A 21,379-nucleotide genomic window follows, 5' to 3' on the forward strand; every position below is an offset into this window, starting at 1 on the left:
CTCGGTCACTGCTTGCCGTCTGCCGACGCCTCCGGCGTGCCCTCGACCCGTATGCCCTGCCAGAACGCCACATGGTCCTTGATCTTCCGGGCCAGAGGGCTGGGCTTGGGGTAGTACCAGGCGGCATCCGGATTCGTCAGCCCGTCGACCTCGAGGCTGTAGTAGCGGGCTACTCCCTTCCAGAAGCAGAGCGACCTGGTCCTGCTCGGCGTGAGGTACTGCCGGTGAAGCGACTCGGGCGGGAAGTAGTGGTTGCCCTCGACGATCACCGTGCGCGGAGCCTCCGCGATCACCGTTCCGTTCCACACCGCACGCAGCATGGCCTGCTCCTCTACCTGAACGGGACCGGTATGTCCCGGGAGCCCTCACGCTAGGCGGGCCCGGCCCGCCGGTTCAGTGAGGACGCTCACCAACCGCGCTGCCCGCCCCGGTGAGGATGCGGCACACCTCGACGTCGGTGCAGTCGGCCGGATCGGTCGCGGCGGCCCGCTCAGCAAGCCCCCGCAACACCGCCCTGGTGGCGCGCAGCTTGGCCAGGCGCCGGTCGATGTCCTGAAGATGCGCCTCGACCAGCGCCGTGACATGGGCGCAGGGAGAGGCGCCGGCATCACGCAGAGCGAGCACGGAGCGGATCTCGGCCAGGCTCAGCCCCGCGCCCTGGGCGTCACGGATGAACGCCAGCCGCTGCACCGTCTGCTGCGGATAGTCGCGATAGCCGCCCGCGGTACGGGGCGGGGCTGGCAGCAGCCCGGCCTGCTCGTAGAACCGGAGGGTCTTCGCCGTCACCCCGCTGACGGCAGCAAGGTCACCGATGCGCATCCCTCCAGGCTAGCCCTTGACCTTCCAGCGCACGGGAAGGTCTACCGTCCACACACCAGGAAGAACCTCGCCAGGAAGGGGTCCGCCATGAACCACTCCGAGACTGAGACGTCGCGCCTTACGGTGCTGACCGTGCCCGGCTGCCCGAACGCCCCGCTCATCCGCGAGCGCATCACCGAAGCTCTCCAGGGCCGGGCCGTGCCGGTGGAATGGGTCGAGGTCCATGACGCGGACGAGGCCGTCAGGCTGGGGATGTCGGGCTCGCCCACCCTCCTGCTGGACGGAGCCGACCCGTTCGAAGCGCAGGGACTCCAACCGGGCCTGTCCTGCCGGCTCTACCGCCATGCCGACGGCACGACCGAGGGTGCACCGGCCACTGCGGACCTGCACCGAGTCCTGACTGAGAGCGGTGTCCTGCCCAGACCGCAGCCCCGGCACACCGGGCATATGGCCCATCGCGATGACCGGGATCCGCGCATATGGCCCGGAGTTCAGCTACATGACCCGTAGGGGGCAGATCCTCTCTGAGCCCGGGGAAGTGCCCGCAGATTCGACGGTGCGGCCAGGGCCTCCCGAAGCCGTTGAATCTCCATCTGCTGCGCGGCGATTTGGGACAGCGCTCGCTGCTTGAACTCACCGAGCTCGGCGAGTTGCCCCTGCCGCTCGGCGAGCCGGTCCTTCAACCCGGCTACCTGACTCTTGAGGCTTTCGACCTGGGCGGCTCGTGGGTCGGTCATGGCGCCGGCCTCGCGCAGTGCGGCCAGGCGGCGCTCGAACTCCTCGGCCAGGTGCTGGTACGGACCGGGCCGCGGCGAGCCGTCGCGGTTCCTCTTGGGATAGAAGCCGGTGCGGGCGACCCCGGCCTGGGTCGCGAGGGTCTTGATGTCGCACTTGCCGCCCGGGGGAACGTCACCGGCAAGCAGCCGTTCCATGACCTGCCGAATGGCCCTCTCGTTGCTCCGCCGGGTCTCGTCGCTGATGCGGGCCATGTCAGGCCCCCGTTCCGCAGTGGGCGTCGATCTCGGCCAGCACCCGTTCATCGCGGGCGAGTTCCGCCCTCAGCCGGGCCTTCTCCGTCCGCTGTGCGCGTCCGATGGTGGCGATGAAGACCTTCTTGCTCTCGGCGCTGGCCGCCCATACCGGGCGGTGCCCGGCATGGTGGGTGGCCTGGGGGCACCGCGCGGAATCGCACATGCCGATCAAAGGCTCTTTCGCCCCGCGGGCGCGGGCCCCTGCGAGCTTGAGGCACAGCGCCTTGGACGGATCGAGGAACCAGCAGTAGTTCGCCGGCCCCAGATGCAGGGACTTGGCTCGCTTGGCGAGGAGATTCCTCACCTCCTGGTCGCTGCGCTTGACGTTCGGCGCCCCAGGGAAATCCAGCTGCTCGTCGACGAACGCGAAGAAGTCCAGGAGATCTCCGGCACCAGGCCCCGAGGGCCGGATACCATTCTGGTAGTCGTGGAATGCGTCGAGGGCGACGCGCATCTTATGCTCGCGCTCCTCTTGGCCGAACTCGGCCATCAGCACCGACTGGGCCCCACCGGGGCGGTCCGCGTAGCCCTCGGTCGTGACCACCGAGATGTGCTTGAGATGGATCTTGGCGGCCAGCAGACCACCTGGACGGTGCGCCATTTCCACCGCCAGGGTTCTGCGAAGCATCCGCAGACTGACCGGCACCTCGGGGATCGGAGCCAGCCCAAGGCGACGGCCGTCTGGGCCATTGACCCAGGTCAGGAACCATTCGTACGGGGTGAAGAAAGAGAGCGACTTGAACAGGTGACCGTCGTTCTTCACCGGATCGGCGAGCGAGGCGGCTACGCCGGCGGTGTCGTACGCCTGCTTGATGGTCACCCACTGATCGTGTTCACCACCCAGTCTCCTGCCCTTGATGACCTTGCCCTTCAGGCGGTAGCGGACGCGGCCCTCGCCGAGCTGTTCGGGAGGCAGGCGGCAGTCGTGGGTCAGCTCAGCCAGTTCGCTCTTGCGCATTCCGGTCAGTGCGGCGAGCGCGATGAGGCAGGCTGTGCGGGCCCGGGAGAGCTGCAGTCGGGCCTCGGTGGTGCTCATCGGCAAAGTCCAGGGGACACTGCCCCGTCCGTCCGCGCGTTCGACCAGGGCGGCCGTCCGGCCCCAGCGTTTGGACAGGCCTACTTCCCTGACGGCCTTCTCCAGGTGGCCGCGCAGTGTGGGCAGCCACGTGTAGTGGAAGGCATGCCGTCCGGTCTCGTGGGCGAGAGAGATCAGGTTCACCAGCAGCAGCGGATCGTCCGGATCCCAGCCGTCCGCCAGCCGCTCGGCCACGACGTGATCGAGGGCGACATCGAACGGGTCGCCCTCCCGGATGTGGCGGTCGATGGCCCGGACGACCTCGACCTTCCAGCTCGGACGCCCGCTGTTGCGGCCCGGCCGGTTCGGCGTCATCTCCCGCAGCTGTTGCTGGAGTTCCACGACGTGCGGCGCCAGCACCTCCACCACGTACAGGGCCGCCGCTACGAGCGGCTGGAACACGTCGTTGCTCAGCGGCGGCGTTGTGTTGCCCGTCCTACGGACCATCCCGGCAACCGCGTACGCCGTGCGTCGCCCCCATGGACGGAAGCCCGGCACGTAGCCGCCGGTGGAGAACAATTCGGTGTAGTAGCCCAATTCCTGGATAACCGCCACGACGTCCATGCGGTAGCCGGGACTGCTGTCGCGGATCACGACGCCGTGCTTGTCCCGTACCTTCTTGCGAAGTTCCAGGTAGGCGGCGCAGTGCTGCTGGGTTACCTCCCCGAGACGGTCGACGCCCTGTTCGGTGAGCCAGTTGAGCCAGCCGGTGAGCACCGTCAGCCGCCCGTGCACCGTGGCTATCTGCACGGGTGTGCGGTAGGCGTGGGCAAGTTCCCGCACAGCGTGGTGGTCCGGTGCGAGCCGGGCGAAGATGAACTCTTTTGCGAGTTCCCTCCACTGGGGATTGAGAATCTCGGTGAAGGACAAGATCCGTGCGTACCGCGCAAGGTACCGCGGCAGCCCGATGACACCGGTGAAGTCCCAGACCGCGTCATCGAAGCAAGGACGCGGGCCCGCGCCGTGGACCGGCAGACCTGCCGCAGCGCACACGTCTTCACCCCGAAAGACAGAACGCGGAAAGGCAGCCGCGAGGCCCGTGGGCCGGGGCAGGGTGATCATACGGTGTGCTCCTCAGGTCGCAGTGGAAGCTCCACATCGGAGCCGGTGACCTCGACAGCAGCTGCCCGCAGCGCCTGCTCGGAGAAGTACCGGCCGGGAGTCAGGATCTCGTCGAGACGGTGGGCGTACGGGCCGAAGACGGGGATGAACTCGGCGGTGGTCATCTGCTGCCACTGGCGGGAGAAGAACGCCCGTAGCCGCAGCAGGTTCGGCAGATGGCGGGGAGCGAACAAGGCCAGCGGGCACAACAGGCACACCCACGGGCGTGCCGGACAGGGCTTGCCCGTCGGCCCGTGAAGTCCCGACAGCTGATCCCCACACGCCGCGGTGAACACGTCGCGTTCCCCGGACAGCAGCTGCGCCAAGGCGTTGTCGTCCAGGCCGAGCCGCTTCATCTGCTCGGAATAGTTCTCCACCAGGTCGGCCATATCGGCGGTGGCCAGCACCAAAGGCGGCAGCGCCCGGCGCACCAGGTCCTCCTGTGCCTGGGCGATGATGTCCTCCGCCGCCTCGCGCTGAGCCGGCGTCGTGTTCGTCAGGTAGTGGTCCCCCTCGATGCCGGGGGACCGATTCGGATCGAGCGTGGTCCGGCGGCTGCCGCGCCAGTGTGATCGGTCTTTCAGCGCGTCGTGGGTCGTGCGGATGAGGTGCCGGTGAAGGGCCAGGGGGAGACCGTCGTCACCAGTCATCTGCGTGGGGTGCCCGTCCTCGTCGACGGCTTGGCGGCGCTCAACCCAGCGGACGACGGACAGGCGGGTGGCCGGCTTGGCCAGCCATCGCTCTCCCGCCCACGTGCCGCTCGGCGTGAAACGCACCCAGAGCTCGGGGCGCAACCCCTCGGGCGCGAATCGGCGGGCCACCGCGGAGTGATCGAGCCACTGTTCCAGAAGGCGAGTGGCCTGACGTGACAGAGCAACGCTCTCCGCCGCCGTGCGGCCCTTGACGTAGCTGAGGAGGATCTTCTCGTCACCCGCCCACTCGATGTCGGTAAGTCCCAGGTCCGTGATCCCGTCCGGCACGATGCCGGTGTAGGCGCCGAACAGCAGCTGATAGGCGATGATCACATCCAGGGTCGGGATCAGCGGATCCAGCACCGCGCGAAGTCCGGCGCCGTATCTCTGCCGGAAGGGGAACGAGCCGCGCTCTGCCATCTCGCTGACCAGCGGGTCGGGCCCGTTGTGAACCACCAGCCAGTGATGGGCAGTGCGCTCACGCAGCGAAGCCCCTGGCCCCTCAGCCGACGACGCCTGCTCACGGGCCGCGCAGAACGCGCGATAGGCGCCCTCGACCTCGGCCCGGCAGGTACGGATGAGCCGAGCCCATTCGGCCTCGCTGTACGGCTGGTGTGAGCCGTACCGCTCGCCCGTGTTGAACAGCCGGCCATCGACGAACGCGCGCACATCCGGCGCCAGAATCTGATCCTGGTCATCCGCGCAGCGCAACATCGCCCGCAGCGCGCTCTCCTGGGAGGACCGCACCCCCTGCCGCCAGTACCGGGCGAGGAGCGCGCGCGTCAGGTCGCAAGCCCCGCCGGAGAACCCGAACGCGACCAGCCAGTCGGTGAAGCCGCGGACGGCCGTGAGGTACAGGTCGAAGCCGCCCGCGCTGTCGACCTGCCCGTGCGGATGTACAAGATCCGTAGCACCCTCCAGCAGGGTGCGCGACAGCTCCGGGAGCTCCACTGGCCGCAGCACGCGCAGGCGACGGCGATACGCCGACCCGTCGCTGAAGATGCAGTGCACACCCAGCGGGTCCAGGGTGACGATGGCCGGCATCAGAGCACCGCCGGCTCGTCGTCGAACTCGGTCCCGAGCTCCAGCTCGACGTCCTTGTCCAGCAGCCCGTACTCCTTGCCGACCTGCCGGTACAGGGAAGTGAACAGGCGCAGTACGTCCAGGCGGTGCAGGTAGGATTCCGTGGTCAGCGAGCTGGTATGTCCGAGTAGATCGCGCAGAATCAGCAGCGGCTCCTGCGTCCGCAGGTAGTGCGCCAGGGCGGCATCGTCATCGGTGTCGCGGACCTGCCGAGCGGCCTGCTCGTACCAGCCGCGCATCAGTCGCGCCATGGTCGCCATGGCCATGGTGTGACGCAACCGGTGTGGGCTGACATGCGGGAAGCGCGGCTCGTATCGCTCGCGGATGCGGTCGGAGGTCCTGGCGAAGACCGTGGACCATCCGGTGAACGGGCGTCCTTGGCCCCACACCGACAGCAGCATCGAGCCTCCCTCCGGGGCGACCAGACGCCGCCGCTCGTCAGGGCTGAGTGAGCTCCACCGCACACGGACCCCGTTAATGCGTCCGCCGCGCTCGTCGGCCTCCGTCACGAACAGGGGCTCTCCCCAGCGGGCCGGCGGACGCCACGACGATCCGAACGTCGCCGCTGCCCGGTCGAGGGCGATGTAGGAGTGCAGTTCAGCCAGCGAGTCGTAATCGATCAAGCAGTTCAGGTGGGGTGGCAGACAGAAAGCAACACTGTCGTTAAGCGGGAACAAGGAGGTACAGGGCCCACAGGGTGTTGAGCAGGCCGAGCGCGAAGGAGGTGGTGGCGTTGACCAGCGTCAGGGTCCGTAGCCGCTCATCGCTGTGCACGTACCGCAGGCCCTCGCCGATCTCCTCTCGCAACCGGCGGGCCTCCGGGCGATGCGGGGCGGGTTCTCGGGCCTGGATGCGGGCGGTGCATCCGGCGCTGATCAGGAAGGAGACGACGTCGCCGAGCAGGGCCCGGGCGGGGCCGAGTACCGCGGTCAGCGCGGCGCCGAGGTGGCTTCCGGCGGTCGCGGCGATCGCGAACAGCGCCCCCACGCGGCTGTTGCTCCGCTGGATCAAGGACCGGTCGACGAGGCTGGGCAGGAGGCTGATGGCCGCCGCGTCGTGCAGCACGCTCGCCGCTCCCTGGACCACGGCGACGATCATGAGCTGCGTCAGGGTCAGCGTGCCCAGCGCGGCCGCCACCGGCACCGTGGTGAGCACGGCGGCGCTGACCAGGTCACCGGTGATCATCTGGCGGCGCTTGGAGTACCGGTCGGCGAGCGCCCCGGCGTGCAGGGCGAGCAGCGCGGGCGGGAGCTGCCCGAGGAATGCCAGCCACGCGACCTGGGCGGTCGTGGCGCCCAGGTGGAGCACGGCCAGGACCGGCAGCGCCATCTGGGTGATCGAGCTGCCGGTCATGCTCGCGGCCTGGCCGGTCAGATACCGGCGGAAGTCCCGGTGCCGCCACAGCGAGTCGCCGGAGGGAGCGGGTGTGGCGGGGGGCTCACCGCAGGACGTCACGGAGCACCTCCTCGGCTTCCTCCAGGCGCTCCCACAGCACGCCCGCGGCCTCGTGCCGGGCGCGCCCGTACGCCTCCAGGGCCGGGGTGACCGAGGCAGGGTCGTCCAGCGGCTCGGACAGGGGATAGACCGAGCAGGCCAGGTACCCAGCGGCGACGCGCGGCACGGCAAGGAGGTCCTCGGCCGCAAGCTCCGGGTTCGCCGCACGGTAGGCGCCAACGGCGCGGGCCAGGCCCCGGATCCATTCGTCCGGGCGGGCCAGCACGGTGCGCGGGTCCAGCACGATCCGGCCGAGCTCCCACGCGGCGCTGCGATGCCCCGGGGGCCGGAAGTCGATCACTGCGGCGACCGTCTCGCCGCGCAGCAACAGGTTGGGCGAGGCGAGGTCCCCGTGCACGATCTGCGCCGTCAGCGTGGCTGGCAGCTTCTCCAGGCGGGCCGCCACCTCGGGAAGGGCGGCAAGCCGCTGTTTCGCGGTGCGGTGCGCCCAGGTGGCGAACCCTTCCGGTGGAGGCGTGGCGGCCCACTGGGCGAGTAGTTCGTCCAGCCGCCGTCCGGCCCGCGCGACGTCGCACACCTCGCGGGCCGCCACAGGGCGCGACGGGCCGACGGGGTGGCGGGCCAGGGCCCGGTGCAGTCGGCCGACGGCCTCACCGACCGCATCCCACCGGCCGCCGGACAGCCCGCCCTCGGCCGTCTCAGCCCCCGCGACGTACTCCGTCACGGACACCGACAGCCCACCGGCCGACGCGATCACCTCGCCCGTCACCGTCCGCCGCACGGACGGCACCGGAACCCCTCCCGCCCTGGCCGCCTCGCCCAGGGCCAAGGCCTGCCGTTCCGCATCCATGTCGGTCCCACGGGGGTACGCCTTCACGAACCACCGCCGGCCCTCGCGGTCCTCGGCCACGTAGTTACGGGTCGCCGTTCCCGCCGGACCCTCGCTGACCGCGGCCGGCGTGATCTGGTACAGCAGCGCCAGGATCCCGGCCACGACCATGACGTCGGGCTTGGCACTCATCCCGGCACCCCCGGCCTGCGGACGGACGGGACTCGCCGCCCGTTCCCGACAGGTGTGCTCACCCTGCTCACCAGCCCAACTGGGAATAGGGAAGACCTTCGGCGATCGCGGCGATGGCCGTTCGGGTATAGGGGACAATCCGGTCCGGCAGCTCATGCCGGGGCCACCACTTCCAGGTCAGGCACTTGTCAGGCTCAAGGACCTTCGGCACCCCCTCCCAGCGGCGGGCCTTGAAGACCAGCTGCATCAACGGCAACGCGCCTGCGGCGTCGACAACGTGGACGACGTGCGCGAGCTCCACGTCCACGGGGTCGATGACGAGACCGGCCTCCTCCCTCGCCTCGCGGACCAGGCAGGCGAGGGCGGACTCCTGCTCGCACCTCCCGGCGAGGTAGTGCCAGGTGTCGCCCGCGTACTTCGAGTCGGGGTGACGCAGCCCGAGAAGCACCCGGCCTGCGGCGTCTTCGAGGTGGAGGTGGACTCCGATGCCGTTCAGCACCGTCCGGCTGCCCCCGTCCCACACGGCAGGAGCCGCGTCCGGCCCGTTGTCCGGAGGGTTCTCGGCCGCGTGCCGGCGAATCAGGTCCCGGGTGGCGGGGCTCAGGCGCAGCCGGTCCAGCTCATCGAGCGTGAACCAGCGCAGCAGCACGCCCTCGTGCAGCGCGAGACGGTCGGGGTTGCCGCGCCACCGGCCGGCGAAGACCCGGACGGGGACTCTGAGGCCGTCGATGCTGGTGGCGGCCTCCACGGCGTAGGGCTTCAAGTCCTCAAGGCGGAGGTCGGGCACCTCCTCGGACAGCTCCCACAGCAGCGTGCCCTCAAGGCTCTGGTCGTCGTGCGTGCGGCCGCCTCCGAGAAGAGCGAACGCCCCCGACTGCCAGATGACGCCCGGCTTGTGGTCGCGCAGATGGAGCAGGTAGCGGCCGGCCCCGTCGTGGATGAGTGCGGAAGCATTCACCGGCTCCGGCCGGCCGTCCAGCCGCGCCGCGAGGAGTTTCGCGCGCAGTGTCGGCGAGGTGACCTCCGGCTGCGCGAGCCACTGGGCGCCGGACACCTCCTCGTCCTGCAGCGCGATCACGGGCGGCTCCTCGCCGGCGAGGTAGAAGACGTAGCGGACGTCGTAGTGCCGGTGGGCCGGTTCCCCTTTTTCCGGGTTTGCGTCGATGTTGTGGACGTCGATGTCGATCGGAGAGCCGAGCAGCTGCCGGGTCAGGCACAGGTCGCCCGGCGCGATCCCGGCCTCCTCCGACACCTCCCGCAGCGCCGCGGCGAGCAGTGTGCGGTCCTCAGGCTCGATGTGGCCGCCGGGAGTGAGCACGAGGCCGCCGGAGGCCCGGTGCCGGATGTGCAGCACCCTGCCCTGCCGGTCGATGACGACGGCGCTGCACGTGACGTGCCCGGGCAGCGTCGTCCGGGCGGTCGCCTCGACGGGCCGGTCCAGCGCGGCAAGGAGCCCGGCCAAGGCGTCACGCTCGCCGGGGTGCCGGTCGAGGTACGCCTCGACGGTCTTGCGGATCGCGGTGGAGCTGGGTGGCATGGGCGGTGTCTCGCCTTCGAAGTAGCGGGGGGCGGGGTGGCGGGTCGGACTGGGGGAAGTCGCTGTGGTGGATCAGCTCGCCGTCTCGTGGCCGGACGGCTGGGTGCCCCGGGGCCGGGGCACCGGGTCGGCCGTGGCCGCGAGCCCGTACTGCGCGGCCTGGGCGGCGAACATCCCCTGGTACAAACCGCCCTTGCGGGACATCAGGTCCTCATGGGTGCCGTCCTCAACGACACACCCCTGATCGAGGACGTAGATGTGGTCGGCGTGCATGGTCGCGGCGAGCCGGTGGGTGACGAGCACGACCGCGTGCCCCTCCTCGGCCAGGGACCACAGCCCCTCGAACGCGGCGATTTCCGCATGGGGATCCAGCGCACTGGTCGGCTCGTCGACCAGCAGGAACGGCGCCTGCCGGTACCTTGTTCGAGCGGACCCCAGCTTCTGCCATTGGCCTCCCGAGAGCTGGACACCGCGCTCGTAGCCCTTGAAGACGATCGAGTCCCAGCCGTGCGGCAGGCCCTCGACCAGCTCGAGCACGCCCGCCTCGCCAGCGGCCCTGCGGACACGGTCCATGTCCCGGGGACGGTCGCCGATCCCGATGGCTACGTTCGCGGCCGCCGTCATCTCCCAACGCGGGAAGTCCTGTGCCAACAAACCGACTTCGGCGAAGATCTGGGAGCGGTCCGCCTCACGCAGCTCGACCCGCTCGCCCGACTCGCCCACCCACCACACGTCTCCATCGGAGGGCAGCAGCAGCCCGGCCAGCACCTTGGTGAGTGTGGTCTTCCCTGAACCGTTCGCACCCACCAGAGCCGTCACCTTCCCCCGCGGCACGCTCACGCTCACGCCCTTCAGGGAGGGGCCGTCGGCGCCCGGATAGGTGAACGAGACCGCCTCCGTCCGGACCTCCCGCACCGGAACGGGCAGCGGCGTACCGGTGAGCGGGATCGCGTTCTCGCCCGCCACCTTGATCGCGTCCTCGGTGTCGGTGAGGAACAGCAACTCCTCGTACAGCCGGTTCACCTGCTGCACCAGCGACGTGAGCCGCGCCGTCGACGTACGGATGGCGATCACCGCGGTCCCGCCGACGGCGAGCGGAAGACCGCCGGTCGACAGCAGCCACCACAGCACCCCGTAGCAGGCCAGCGACGCCACGCCGGCGAACGCGCCCGCCACCAGGTCCGTCGATGCCTGGGCCCGGGCCAGGCGCCGCTGCTCCGCCTCAGTCTGCCTGGACATCTCCTCGTAGCTGGACAGCAGCTTCGTGCCGGCGGCGTGCACGCGGAGCTCACCGGCGGCGTGCGGGCGGGTTAGATAGGCCAGCAGGGACGCGATCGCCCTGCGGTGGTCGACCCAGTTCATCCGGGAGAGATAGTCACGGCGCGCGGAGCGGACCGCGCCCCACCCCTTGGGCAGGGCGATCGCCAACAGCATCGGCAACAGCGCCCAGTGCAGCGACGCCAGCACGACCGCGGCCGCTGCCATGCCGATCACCACATTGCCGACGCCGACCGACAGTCGCAGCATGCTGCGGGCCGAGTCCGTGCCGAACTTCCCCGCCTCCAGGATCCGCTGGACCTCCGGCCGCTCGGTCGCCTCCACCTCCACACCGGTGACGGCCGTGTAGTACCGGGCGGAGACCGCCCGCTCCACCTGCGGCTCCAGCCGCCCCGACATCGCCGTCGACCACGCCGACAGCACGGCACCGGCCACCGCCGCGACCGCGAGTGCCACCAAGGACGGAAGAGCGTCGCGGAGCTTGTCAACGGTCGGACCGTCGGCGAACAACTGCGCAAGCACGCCGTTGACCGCCACCAAACCCCACCCGGCCGTCACACCCTGCCCGAGCTCGGCCGTGACGACTCCCATCAGTGCGCGCCGGTCCGCCTTCCAGCCGGTGCGCAGAACCATGCCCACCATGTGCGGCAGCGCGGCCGCCATGTGCCCGAACTTCAGCCGGGTCAGCGGGCCTTCGTGGCGGACGTAGGATTGGTCGTAGCGCAGTCGGCCGCCGTACAGCTCCCGCTCGGCGTCCGAGACGTTGTGCGTGGCTCCGCCCTTCGGGCCGCTCTGGATCTCGTCGCTGTCTGGTTCGACTGGCGTCAATGTGTTCCCCCCTTGTGGACGTGGTGGTGGCGTCGCTGTGTTCAACGACGCCACGCGATTTCGAGCGCCTGTTCCTTTCGGACGGATTGAGTGCCCCGTGATTCAGCGGTTCTTCGAAGGTGTGCAGTGCACCGACCCTTGCCGCGCAAGAGCACTCGGACAGGCGCGGAATGGCCGAAACGCCGACCCCCAAGCTCTGCGGCGGTACGCGGTCAGCAAGGTTCCAAGCTGATGTCTCACCCTGCTTGGCGCGGCGGATGAAAGGATCAAGCTCAGCCTCACGACCGCATGGTCGGAGATCGTCATCGCCGGCCTCCTGGTGCTGCTCGCAGGCGGATCCGTGATCCATGGCGCCCGGCGTCGGGAGTGCTCCGGGCAGGCGTGTTTCGCATCGAGCAACAGCCTCGCGGCGGCGTCGCCAGCTGGTCGGGGCGCGGGTTGTCCCGGGGGCTAGAGATGGCCGGCCGACGGGGGAGGTCATCGGGCGGTGTCCTTCTGCTCGCCGGACACCTCGCTACTGGCTTTCAAGTCCTGCTGGAGCTGGTTGGTCGCGTGGCGATGGAGAAGGCTCAGACCGCGATCGATGGTGGCCGGGTCCTCCGAGAGGTTGATCCGCAGAAGCTGACCACCGGGGTAGAGCGAGTCCCAGGCGGCGGAGGTGCCGCCGTGCACGACGGTCGGGTTGAGTCGCAGGCCGGATCGCCCGCACCGGGCGACCCACTGGAGGAAATCCTCCTGGGGCGCTCGGAGTTCGGCGAAGGCGGAGTAGCCGGTGGCGGGCTGCAGGCCGGTGATGGGCTGGAGCGGTGACCGGGAGTCGGCGATGGCGAGCGCGTTGCGGCGAAAGCGTTCACTCATGATGGTCAGGTGGTCGCGGACGCGGCGGTAGGTCTCCTCGTCCGGGAGGGCGGGCAGACCGGCGCGGAGGACGCAGTCCTGGGCGATCTGGAGCAGCTTTGGGGTCTGCTCGCGAGGGGCGTCCGCCAGGGCGATGAGGGAGGCGTAGAAGAGCATGACCACCTCGCCGACGGGGTCGCCGCTCATGGCCATCCTTTCGAACCGGTCACGGCCGAAGTGGCCCAGCAGGGCCTTGTTCCGTGTGACGACGACCGCCGCGCGCAGGCCGGGCAGGGATAGATCTTTCGAGGCCGTGAGGATCAGAGCGGCAGATTCCAGGTCGAGGTCACGGGCGCGGTCGCGAAGTATCGCGGCTGGCTGTGGGCCCTCGGCGCCGACCTGGAAGGGGATGTCGATGAGGGTGAAGTCCGGCCTGGCCAGCTGCGGCAGACCGTGGCGGGCGCCGGTGACGCCGTTGGGGAGGACTTCGACGAGGCAGGTGCGCGGTGCGGAGGCCATCCCGGTGTGGTGGAGTGCGCCGTCGTGCCGGTAGTAGGCGGTGACGGGGGCTCCCCAGCGGACGGCGGACTGATCGAAGGCGTAGTAGTTCGGCAGCGGCAGGACGAGGCCGTGGCCGGTTTCGGCGAGGTGGGCGATGGTGAGGTTGATGGCCTCGGTGCCGCCGCGGGTGAAGAAGATGTCCGAGGCGTCCAGGTGCATGTCCAGGTGGCTGCCGAGAAGTTCGGCCATCGCTACACGGGTGCCGGCTGGGTGGCGTCCTGCGTACGCGGAGAGGGTCCCGTCGCGGATGAAGCGGTCCAGCAGCGTGGAGAGGTAGCGGGCGAGGTCCGGGGAGGGCGGGAAGCGGTTGCAGCCCTCCCCGAGCTCGATCGTCGTCTCGGGGTCCGAGTAGGCGCCATCGCGCAGGGCGGCGAAGGAGGTGAGGCAGTCGGCCTGTGCGGGTGCGGGGGCGGTGTCGTCCACGGTGGCTCCGGTGCGCCATGAGCCGGGGCGCTGCCGGGCTTCCGCGGTGCGGACGTCGGTGAGGTTACCGGATTGGCAGGACTCCGGGGGCAGTTGTCTCCAGCGGGGGAACCTCGTGCAGGGCCGGGTGGCGCCGGTTCGAGACGGGGCTGAGCGTCAGGAGGATGTCGGCGGCTGCTTCGAGGCCGGGTGTGTCGGTGCGCTGGTTGCGGCGGACCCAGATGGCGTCGATGCCGGCGCGTCGGGCTCCGGCGGCATCCGCCTGGGGGTTGTCGCCGATCATGACGAGGCGGTGTGCGACGCCGACGGCTTCCTTGGCGAGGTGGAATGCATGGGGGTGAGGTTTCTCGTAGCCGCTCGCGGCCGAGTTGATCACCGCCCGGAACTGGTGGTCGATGCCGAGCGCGGACAGGATCGCGGGGAGTTCGGGGACGTGGTTGGAGAGGAGCGCGTGCTGCCATCCGTGAGCGGTGAGCCGCTCGAGGACGCGTAGGGCCTGCGGGTAGAGGCTCCAGGCGGCTGAGTCGGTGTAGGCGGCGCGGGTGGCCTCCGCCGCGGCCTGCGGGCGATCGATGCCGAGGCGGGTGAGCGCCGTGGTGATGACGGCGGTGATGTGGTCCCACCAGGCGTTGGGGTCGTTCAGGTGGGCGTGGGGGGCGTGCGCGGCGTGCCAGGGGAAGCCGGTGGCGAGCGCCTCGAACATTTCGGGGAACGTCCAGCCGTGCCCGGGCTGCTGGATGTCCAGGACTTCGAGGAGGCACTCGGCCCAGGTTCCGCGGCGGCGATGGCCGAGCGTCCCGTCGAAGTCCCATATCGCAACCTTGGCCGTCACCACAGGTCCAGCGCTTCCAGGACGTGCGCAGCCGTGGGCAGCGGCGCAGTGGGGGTGGCGGTGAGGAGGTCGTCGGGGAGGTCGGTCTTGGTGTCGAGCTTGATCATCTCGCGCCAGCACAGGACCTGCTGCCACTGCGCCGTCCAGGCCGGGCGCAGTTCGTCGGCGGGGATGTTCTCCAGCCGGCGGCCGTCGGCCAAGAGCCGGGCGGCGGTCTTGGCGCCGATGCCTCGAACGCCGCCGATGTTGTCGGCGGGGTCGCCCATCAGGGCGCGGAAGTCCGGCCACTGCTCGGCTAGGACGCCGTAGCGGGGGAGGATGTGCTCGCCCGCGGTGTAGCGGCGCTCCATGGCGAAGCCGGTGTTCAGCAGGCGCACGCTGGGGTCAGCCAGCAGCTGCAGGTAGTCCTTGTCGGTGGTCATGATGTCGACCGCGCGGCCTTCGGCGCGGGCGCTCGTGGCCAGGGTGGCGATGACGTCGTCCGCCTCGCAGCCGTCCTGCTCGATCCACCGGACGCCCGTGTGGTCGAGGGCGCGCTTGACCAGGGCGAGGGACTCGATCAGGCCGGGTTCGGGTGCGGGCCGCTGGGCCTTGTAGTCGCTGTCCTGTCCGGCGCGGGCCTCCGAGCCGTTCTCGGAGTCGAAGACCACGAAGATCTCGAACCCGTCGGCGTGCTGTACCTGTGCCTTACGCAGGAGCGCGGTGAAGCCGAAGACGCCGGTGCGGTCGGAAGCCTTGTCGCGGCTCGTGATGCGGGCGGCGAACCCGTACCAGGCGCGGTGGAGGAGGTAGTGGCCGTCGACGAGCAGCAGGGATGCGGTCATGGCGTGGCCTCCAGGGGGTGGTGCGTGCTGGTGGGTGCCTGTGACCGCGGCGTACGGGCATCCGTTGCCGGATGACCATGGAGTCTAGCCACGGGGGTGGTTCGGGGCTGCCAGAACGTGGCCAGCAGGGTGGCGAGGTGTTCGGCGGCGTTACGTTCGGCGACGACCCTGCGGTGCGCCGCAGTGCGGAGCCGGAGGCGTTCGTCGCTGGTCAGGGCGAGCGCCCGGCGCAGGCCAGCAGTCAGGGCTCCGGGTGCGGGGTCGTAGAGCAGGCCGTTGCGGCCGTCGGTGATCTGTTCGGGGAAGCCGTCGATGTTCGGGGCCAGGACCACGGCGCCGGCGTGCTGGGCCCACAGGGCGGTCTCGAAGACGATGTTGGCCAGGGTCTCACCGCGGCTGGGGACCGCCATGGCGATGGTGTCGGGCCAGGCGGCCAGCGCGCGGGGGATGTCCCGGTCGTAGCGGCCGACGATGGTGGCGCTGAGCCCGAGCTCGGCGCTGCGGTGACGGTAGTGGTCCAGCAGGGCAGCGCGCTCGTCATCGGTCGGGACGGCGACCATCGCCAGGTGGACGTCGTCCCGCATCGGGGCGAGTTCCTCGATGAGGACGTCGAGGCCCTTGGTGTGGTCGGTGCGGCCGACTGCGGCGACCACGGGCCGGCCAGCGGGGATTCCGAGGGCGCGCACGATGCGTTCGGCTTCGGTCTTGGTCGGTGGGGTGAGGTCGGAGGAGGTGAGGTGGAGCCCGGACGGCCAAGACCGGAGACTGGCCGGGTCGAGGCCGTAGTGGTCCTGAAGGTGGCGGGTGAGGAAGTCGCCGATGTCGGCGACCCATGCGCGGGGGCGGAGGTTGGCGGCGGCGATGGCCTCCTCCTCCCACGCGATGCGGTCGGGATCGGGGCGGGGGCGTTCGGTGATGCGGGCGGTGGAGAACAAGGCCAGCAGGACTTCCACGGCCGGGTGAGCGCCGGCGTGGTGGGCGAGTCCGGCGAAGGGGGTGTCGACGCCGATGGCCAGCACCTTGGCGTGCCGGCCGGCGAGGTGTCCGGCGACGCGGGCGGCTTCGACGGACAGCTCCCGCCAGGCGTCCGGCTGCCAAAAGGGGCGGCGGGTGTCGTAGGGCAAGATGATCACCTTGCCGCCGAGCGCTTCGACGACGCGGCGGGCGTAGAGGAGATCTTCCTCGTTGTAGCCCCAGGTGGCCGGGGTCGGCTCGGGGACGGCGAGGTACGGGGTGAAGGCGCCGGCGTGCGCCCTCAGGCGGTGGTTGTGGCGGGCGAGGGTGGCCAGGAAGGTCTTGGTCTGGCGGCCGATGCCGTTGGTGTTGTTGGCGATGCCGTTCACGGCGCAGTACAGCAACGCGTTGGTCGTGGACAACGAGGACTCCTTCGGGTCAGCCGGCGGCGTAGAGGTCTTCCGGGTTCGGGCGCCAGATCTTCGACTTCGCCGGTGCAGGCTTCATTCCGTGGGCGGTGAGCAGGTCGGCCAGATGCCGGTAGGCGGCTTCCGCCTCGGGTTCGGTGGCGGCGAACAGGGTGTAGTTGTCCGTCATCCGCACGGCCGTCCATCCGCCCAGCTGCTGGTCGACGGGGGTCATCCGGAGGTTGGTCAGCATCGGGCTCAGACCGCTGCCCGGCGCGAGCGGGTCGGGCAGCGCGGCCAGGATGCGGCGCAGGAGGGCGAGCACATGGCCGTCGTGGACGAAGCGGGCGACGGAGGTGACCGCGTCCTCCAGGACGACGCCGCGGCTGGCGGCGGCGACGTCGATGTCGGCGACCCAGGGCAGCCCCGCATGCAGGTGGCGTGCGGCGGCGGCGACCGCGAGGGGCCGACCGGCTCGCCGGTGCCAGCCGAACATCCAGGGCGGGTAGGCGTCCCGCTCCAGGATGGGCTCGATCGCGTTGCGCAGCGCCCGGTGGACGATCCGGTCGGCGACCGTGGGGATGGTGACGGTGTGCCGCTTGCCCCAGGCGTCGAACTCCTCGATGCGCAGCGGGCCCGGCCGCCACGAGCCGTCGGCCAGGGCGGAGGACAAGGCTGCGATGCGGGCGGGCATGCCCTGGCGGAAGGTCTTCCAGGTCATGCCGTCGGCACCGGGGGAGCCGGTGCGCCCCATGCACTGGCGGGCGGCCCGCTTCAGCCCACGCTCGCTGACGGCCTGCCGCATCAGCGAGTGCGCCGCCGTACGCCCGCTCACCTGGCCGGGCCGGTGGCGTCCAGGAATGCCTGAGCGACGGCCGCCGGGGTGTGGGCGGAGACCTGGCGCGGCCCGGCGGCGGAGGTCACGCGGTAGGCCGCAGGGTCGTCCAGCAGACCCATGACGGCCTCCCACAGAACCTCGGGCCCGCTCTCCAGCGGGGTCATCCGTCCGGCGGGCCCGGTGAGGGCCGGCAGGTGCCCCAGCCCGTAGCCGACCACCGGCGTTCCCACCGAGAGGGCCTCCGCGGCGACGTTCCCGAACGTCTCCGGGCTGGTGGAGGAGACGATGGTGACGGCGGCTCCCGCGAGGAATCCCGGAACCTCCTGCCAGGGCATGGCCGGAAGGATCTCCACTCCAGGCAGGCCGGCGGCCAGGCCCCGGCACTCGATGACGACGTCGTTCTGCATGCCCGGCCAATACTCGAATCCGGCCTCGGCCAGCACGATCTGCACCGGCCTGCCCAGCCCGGACGGGTACGCCTTGAGCAGTTCGGCGATGCCCTTGTGCGGCTCGGCTCGGGCCACGATCCGCACCGGCCCGTACTCGCGCAGCGCCTCCCGCTTAGCCGGCGCCGGCGGAGTGAGCGTGTGCATGAGGGCGTTGGGGACGACGGCCCAGGTACTGGAGTCCACACCTTCGCGGGCCAGTTCCTCGACCATGAAGGCGCTGACCGTCAGGACCCGGCCCGGCCGGTGTTCCAGGCTGCGGTAGAGGGGGGCGTCAGTGCGCGGGACGTGCACCATCAGCGCGGTGGCCGTCCCGGCCGGGGCCGGGCTGAGGTAGCCCAGCCCCCACACCGCGTCCACCCAACACACCAGGTCCACCGCGTGGCCGGCCAGAAGCCCGCGGACCTCGCTCTCCACGGGAGTGGGGTCGGCCAGGAGGGCGGTGAGGTTCTCCTCCAGCGCGGGGCGGGGCAGGGTCAGGCTGTTCAGGCGGAGCAGGTCCTCGCCGTCGGCGGCGGTGGCCGGTCCGGCGGCGATGATCAGGGCGCGGTGGCCCAGTTCGCGCAGGCCGGCGGTGAGGGCGGCGATGCTGCGCTCGATCCCGGCAGGCTCGTCGGGGTTGTGGGTGAGCAGGACGAAGGCGACGTTCACGGGGTGTCTCCATGGGTCGGCGGGGTGGGGACGGTGTCTCGGACGGGCCGCAGCCCGATGCCGGGGGAGGTGATGCCGGGCCGGACGTCGTTGGCGTGGGCGCACTCGGCGTACTGGGCGAGGGACTGGTAGGAGCCGCCGCGGAGCAGGGCCACGCGGTCGCGGCGCCAGGGGGCAGTCGTCCACTCCCAGATGTTGCCGCCGACGTCCCACAGACCGTCCGGAGTCCGGCCGGCCGGATGGGTTCGGACCGGTGTGGGGTGGCCGGGGCCGAGGCCACGCAAGGTGGCGTGGCCTCGGCTCGGGGCGTCGTCGCCCCAGGGGAAGCGGCGGACCGCGCCGGAGGCCATCCACTCCCATTCGGCGGACGTCGGGACCCTGGCGTCGAGATGGTGGGCGAGCTGGGCGGCGTGGGGCAGCGTCAGGCCGGTGACCGGGATCCCGGCGATCGCCAGGGGCGTGGCCGCCCACCACAGCGTGGCCACCTCCTGGGCCGGGTGCCACTCCCCGGCCGGAACTCGGCCGCCGGATATGCGGATCCACTCCACCGGATCGACACCAGCCGCTACCGTGGAGGCGTCCCGGGCAGCAGGTACGTTCCCCGGAGGAAGAACCGGTCCGCTCACCAGCACACGCGGGCTTGCCTCCGGCGAAAGACGGCCCTGTCCGGGCGCTCGCCCCCTCACCTCGGCCCGACCCCGGCCGCCGCGAGCAGCTGGCTGCCGAGAGCGCCACCGTCGGCGAAGGCGCCGCTGAGGTTGTGGCTCAGGGTGCGGGCCTGGTCCTGACGGACGCCCCGCATGCTCATGCACAGGTGCGCGCCGTCGGCGACCACCCCGACGTCGGCCGATCCGGTCGCCTTGGCCACGTCCGCGGCGACGCCGTCGACGATCCGCTCCTGCAGCTGGAGACGGTGCGCATGGGCGGCGACAATCCGGGCGAACTTCGACAGGCCGAGCACGCTGCCGCAGGGCCGGTAGCCGATCGTCAACTCCAGCCTCATGGGCATCAGATGATGCTCGCAGAGGCTCCAGGCGACGACGCCCCGCACGATGACGACGCGGTCGGTTCCGGCGGGCAGATCCTCCTCGAAGACGGTGTCCATGCGGCCGGGGTCGTGGTCGAGGAACTCCGTCCACCAGCGGGCGAACCGCTGCGGGGTGCCCTGCAGCCCCTCGCGCTGCGGGTCTTCCCCCACCGCTTCCAGGAGTTGCCGGCACAGGTCGGCGACCCGCTCGTGATCCACCCGCGGCCGCGGTATGGGGTTGTCCAGGCTCGTCATCAGGCGCTGACCTTCGTCTCGGTCCGTGCACCGGCACGGAGGATGGAAGCGGCGTGCGGGCCCTCGTGCAGCAGCAGGTCCAGGGCGCTCAGGCCCGGCCGCCAGCCCGGCGCGCTGCCGTAGGAGGGATGGGAGTAGGTGGCGACCTCGACCGTGATGGCGTGCTCGGCCAGCAGACCGTGGTCGAGGTAGTGCAGCGCGCCGGTCCCCACCCGCAGGCGCGTCGCCCCCCGCTGGCGGCACAGGCCGACGAGCATGTCGGTCTGCCGCCCGGCCGGGGGCCGATCGCTGGTGCGGGCCATCGCCACGGGCAGGCCGAATGCGTCGAGCAGTAGCCGCAGCAGCGCCTCGTTCAGGTGCGCCAGGTGGGTCCAAGGCGTCCGGTAGACGGCTTCGAGAGCCTCACGGTGCTCGGGCCAGTGCGGGGCGCGCCCATACGTCTGGGTGAGGCTGCGCCAGTGCCGCCCGGCCCACGGGGTGTCGGCGATGCGGGTGTCGGCGATGCTCTGTCCGAAGCGGCGGCGCACCGGCACGGTGATCCTGACCGGGCCCGCGGCACCACGGATGTAGTTGCGGTTCTGCCAGCCTCGTTCGCTGAACTGCACATGGTCCAGCAGGACCAGCTCGTCCGCGTCGGCCAGCCGCGAGAAGTACCCGGGCCACGGCAGGTAGGCCGGCTGGTGGGCCACCAGGACGCCGCCCATCAGCACGCCATCCGGTAGGCCACGAACGCCTCCGCCCGCTCGACCCCGCACGCCGCGCCGGTCGCGGAGTCAATGGCCCGGATCCGCTCCAGGGACCGCGGATGGTCGCCCTCGCGCAGCTCGCGGGCGTAGCACTCCAGGGCCTTGTCCTTCACCGCCGCTGTGGCGGTGACGTCGACCCACACGGTGGGGCGAGCGCCCTCCCGGCTCCAGGCGTGGTCCTCGGGGCCGTGGAAGCCGAGAACCATCCGGGGCCAGTGACGCAACGCCCCGCTGGGCCGCGCTGCGGCGTAGGCGGCCTGGTGGACGACCTGGTGGTCCTGGTGGACGGCTCCTGCGGCCGGGATGAGGAGCGCGGCCGGCTCCAGCGCGGCCAGCGACAGGTCCGGACCGGCCTCGATGAGGCGGACCAGTTCCGCGACGTGGCCGGCGAGGTCGCGGGCCGGGGCGGCGTCGCTGAAGACGATGCGGCGACCGGTGACGCCGAGGACGTCGCAGGCCGCGTTGAACTCGTCCTGCCGCAGCCGGCTGTCGGTGGGGGTGCCCCACCGGGGCTGCGTCAGGCACGCCACGGCCAGGACGTGCACGGTGATTCCGGCGGTGGTGAGGCGGGCGATGGTGCCGCCGGCGCCGAGGGTTTCGTCGTCGGGGTGCGGGGCGACGGCCAGAACGCGGTCGCCGGGGTTCAGGCCGAACATGG

21 protein-coding genes are annotated in these 21,379 nt (G+C 70.9%); 1 reads left to right on the forward strand and 20 read right to left on the reverse strand.

The genetic code is table 11. The features are described from left to right. Positions 1–5: 5 nt before the first annotated feature. Positions 6–320: a DUF427 domain-containing protein gene (locus tag ACGFZF_RS14800; protein WP_392582205.1), complete on the reverse strand. Its 315-nt coding sequence runs from the start codon at positions 318–320 to the stop codon at positions 6–8. A 73-nt stretch (positions 321–393) separates the two neighbouring features. Beyond that, positions 394–819, reverse strand: coding sequence for a heavy metal-responsive transcriptional regulator (locus ACGFZF_RS14805; protein ID WP_392582204.1), 426 nt, complete (start codon positions 817–819; stop codon positions 394–396). A gap of 87 nt (positions 820–906) precedes the next feature. Here ACGFZF_RS14805 and ACGFZF_RS14810 point away from each other — a divergent pair, with 87 nt between their 5' ends. Then, entirely contained in the window at positions 907–1,329 is a 423-nt protein-coding gene (locus tag ACGFZF_RS14810; RefSeq protein WP_392582203.1) for a hypothetical protein, read from the forward strand. On the opposite strand, the gene ACGFZF_RS14815 is transcribed toward ACGFZF_RS14810, so the two are convergent. The 18 genes from ACGFZF_RS14815 to ACGFZF_RS14900 all read right to left on the reverse strand — a co-directional run bounded on the left by ACGFZF_RS14815 (position 1,311) and on the right by ACGFZF_RS14900 (position 21,377). Beyond that, positions 1,311–1,808: a hypothetical protein gene (locus tag ACGFZF_RS14815; RefSeq protein WP_392582202.1), complete on the reverse strand. Its 498-nt coding sequence runs from the start codon at positions 1,806–1,808 to the stop codon at positions 1,311–1,313. The two genes, ACGFZF_RS14810 and ACGFZF_RS14815, sit on opposite strands and share 19 nt — an antisense overlap. A gap of 1 nt (position 1,809) precedes the next feature. Beyond that, positions 1,810–3,987, reverse strand: a complete 2,178-nt coding sequence (locus tag ACGFZF_RS14820; protein ID WP_392582201.1) for a site-specific integrase — start codon at positions 3,985–3,987, stop codon at positions 1,810–1,812. Further along, positions 3,984–5,762, reverse strand: coding sequence for a hypothetical protein (locus ACGFZF_RS14825; RefSeq protein WP_393554054.1), 1,779 nt, complete (start codon positions 5,760–5,762; stop codon positions 3,984–3,986). Before ACGFZF_RS14825 ends, ACGFZF_RS14820 begins: the two co-directional genes overlap by 4 nt. Further along, a complete protein-coding gene (locus ACGFZF_RS14830; RefSeq protein ID WP_392582199.1) occupies positions 5,762–6,424 on the reverse strand; it encodes a hypothetical protein in 663 nt (220 codons plus the stop codon). The genes ACGFZF_RS14825 and ACGFZF_RS14830 overlap by 1 nt, the downstream gene beginning before the upstream one ends. A 40-nt stretch (positions 6,425–6,464) precedes the next feature. Continuing rightward, positions 6,465–7,256, reverse strand: a complete 792-nt coding sequence (locus ACGFZF_RS14835) for an MFS transporter (protein WP_392582198.1) — start codon at positions 7,254–7,256, stop codon at positions 6,465–6,467. Further along, a complete protein-coding gene (locus tag ACGFZF_RS14840; protein ID WP_393554057.1) occupies positions 7,240–8,277 on the reverse strand; it encodes a phosphotransferase enzyme family protein in 1,038 nt (345 codons plus the stop codon). The genes ACGFZF_RS14835 and ACGFZF_RS14840 overlap by 17 nt, the downstream gene beginning before the upstream one ends. A gap of 67 nt (positions 8,278–8,344) precedes the next feature. Then, on the reverse strand, positions 8,345–9,814 hold the full coding sequence (locus tag ACGFZF_RS14845; protein ID WP_392582196.1) for an NUDIX domain-containing protein: 1,470 nt from the start codon (positions 9,812–9,814) through the stop codon (positions 8,345–8,347). 72 nt (positions 9,815–9,886) lie between these two features. Continuing rightward, positions 9,887–11,920: an ATP-binding cassette domain-containing protein gene (locus ACGFZF_RS14850; RefSeq protein WP_392582195.1), complete on the reverse strand. Its 2,034-nt coding sequence runs from the start codon at positions 11,918–11,920 to the stop codon at positions 9,887–9,889. 477 nt (positions 11,921–12,397) lie between these two features. Next, a complete protein-coding gene (locus ACGFZF_RS14855) occupies positions 12,398–13,741 on the reverse strand; it encodes an aminotransferase class I/II-fold pyridoxal phosphate-dependent enzyme (protein ID WP_392582194.1) in 1,344 nt (447 codons plus the stop codon). Positions 13,742–13,805: 64 nt separating this feature from the next. Beyond that, complete coding sequence (locus ACGFZF_RS14860) at positions 13,806–14,573, reverse strand: HAD family hydrolase (protein ID WP_392582193.1); 768 nt, start codon at positions 14,571–14,573, stop codon at positions 13,806–13,808. After that, on the reverse strand, positions 14,570–15,397 hold the full coding sequence (locus ACGFZF_RS14865; protein WP_392582192.1) for a 5'-3' exonuclease H3TH domain-containing protein: 828 nt from the start codon (positions 15,395–15,397) through the stop codon (positions 14,570–14,572). Before ACGFZF_RS14865 ends, ACGFZF_RS14860 begins: the two co-directional genes overlap by 4 nt. Beyond that, positions 15,394–16,773: a glycosyltransferase family 4 protein gene (locus ACGFZF_RS14870; RefSeq protein WP_392582191.1), complete on the reverse strand. Its 1,380-nt coding sequence runs from the start codon at positions 16,771–16,773 to the stop codon at positions 15,394–15,396. The genes ACGFZF_RS14865 and ACGFZF_RS14870 overlap by 4 nt, the downstream gene beginning before the upstream one ends. 16 nt (positions 16,774–16,789) lie before the next feature. After that, positions 16,790–17,593, reverse strand: a complete 804-nt coding sequence (locus tag ACGFZF_RS14875; RefSeq protein ID WP_392582190.1) for a reverse transcriptase domain-containing protein — start codon at positions 17,591–17,593, stop codon at positions 16,790–16,792. Further along, positions 17,590–18,693, reverse strand: coding sequence for a glycosyltransferase family 4 protein (locus ACGFZF_RS14880; protein ID WP_392582189.1), 1,104 nt, complete (start codon positions 18,691–18,693; stop codon positions 17,590–17,592). Before ACGFZF_RS14880 ends, ACGFZF_RS14875 begins: the two co-directional genes overlap by 4 nt. Then, positions 18,690–19,241, reverse strand: a complete 552-nt coding sequence (locus ACGFZF_RS14885; protein WP_392582188.1) for a formylglycine-generating enzyme family protein — start codon at positions 19,239–19,241, stop codon at positions 18,690–18,692. The genes ACGFZF_RS14880 and ACGFZF_RS14885 overlap by 4 nt, the downstream gene beginning before the upstream one ends. Positions 19,242–19,375: 134 nt before the next feature. Then, entirely contained in the window at positions 19,376–19,975 is a 600-nt protein-coding gene (gene folE, locus ACGFZF_RS14890) for a GTP cyclohydrolase I (RefSeq protein WP_392582187.1), read from the reverse strand. Beyond that, positions 19,975–20,679, reverse strand: coding sequence for a WbqC family protein (locus ACGFZF_RS14895; protein ID WP_392582186.1), 705 nt, complete (start codon positions 20,677–20,679; stop codon positions 19,975–19,977). Before ACGFZF_RS14895 ends, folE begins: the two co-directional genes overlap by 1 nt. Next, positions 20,679–21,377 (reverse strand): PIG-L deacetylase family protein, encoded by a 699-nt coding sequence (locus tag ACGFZF_RS14900; protein WP_392582185.1) that lies wholly within the window; start codon positions 21,375–21,377, stop codon positions 20,679–20,681. Before ACGFZF_RS14900 ends, ACGFZF_RS14895 begins: the two co-directional genes overlap by 1 nt. Positions 21,378–21,379 lie beyond the last annotated feature (2 nt).

The organism is Streptomyces sp. NPDC048338 (assembly GCF_043201055.1).
Taxonomy (GTDB): Bacteria; Actinomycetota; Actinomycetes; order Streptomycetales; family Streptomycetaceae; genus Streptomyces.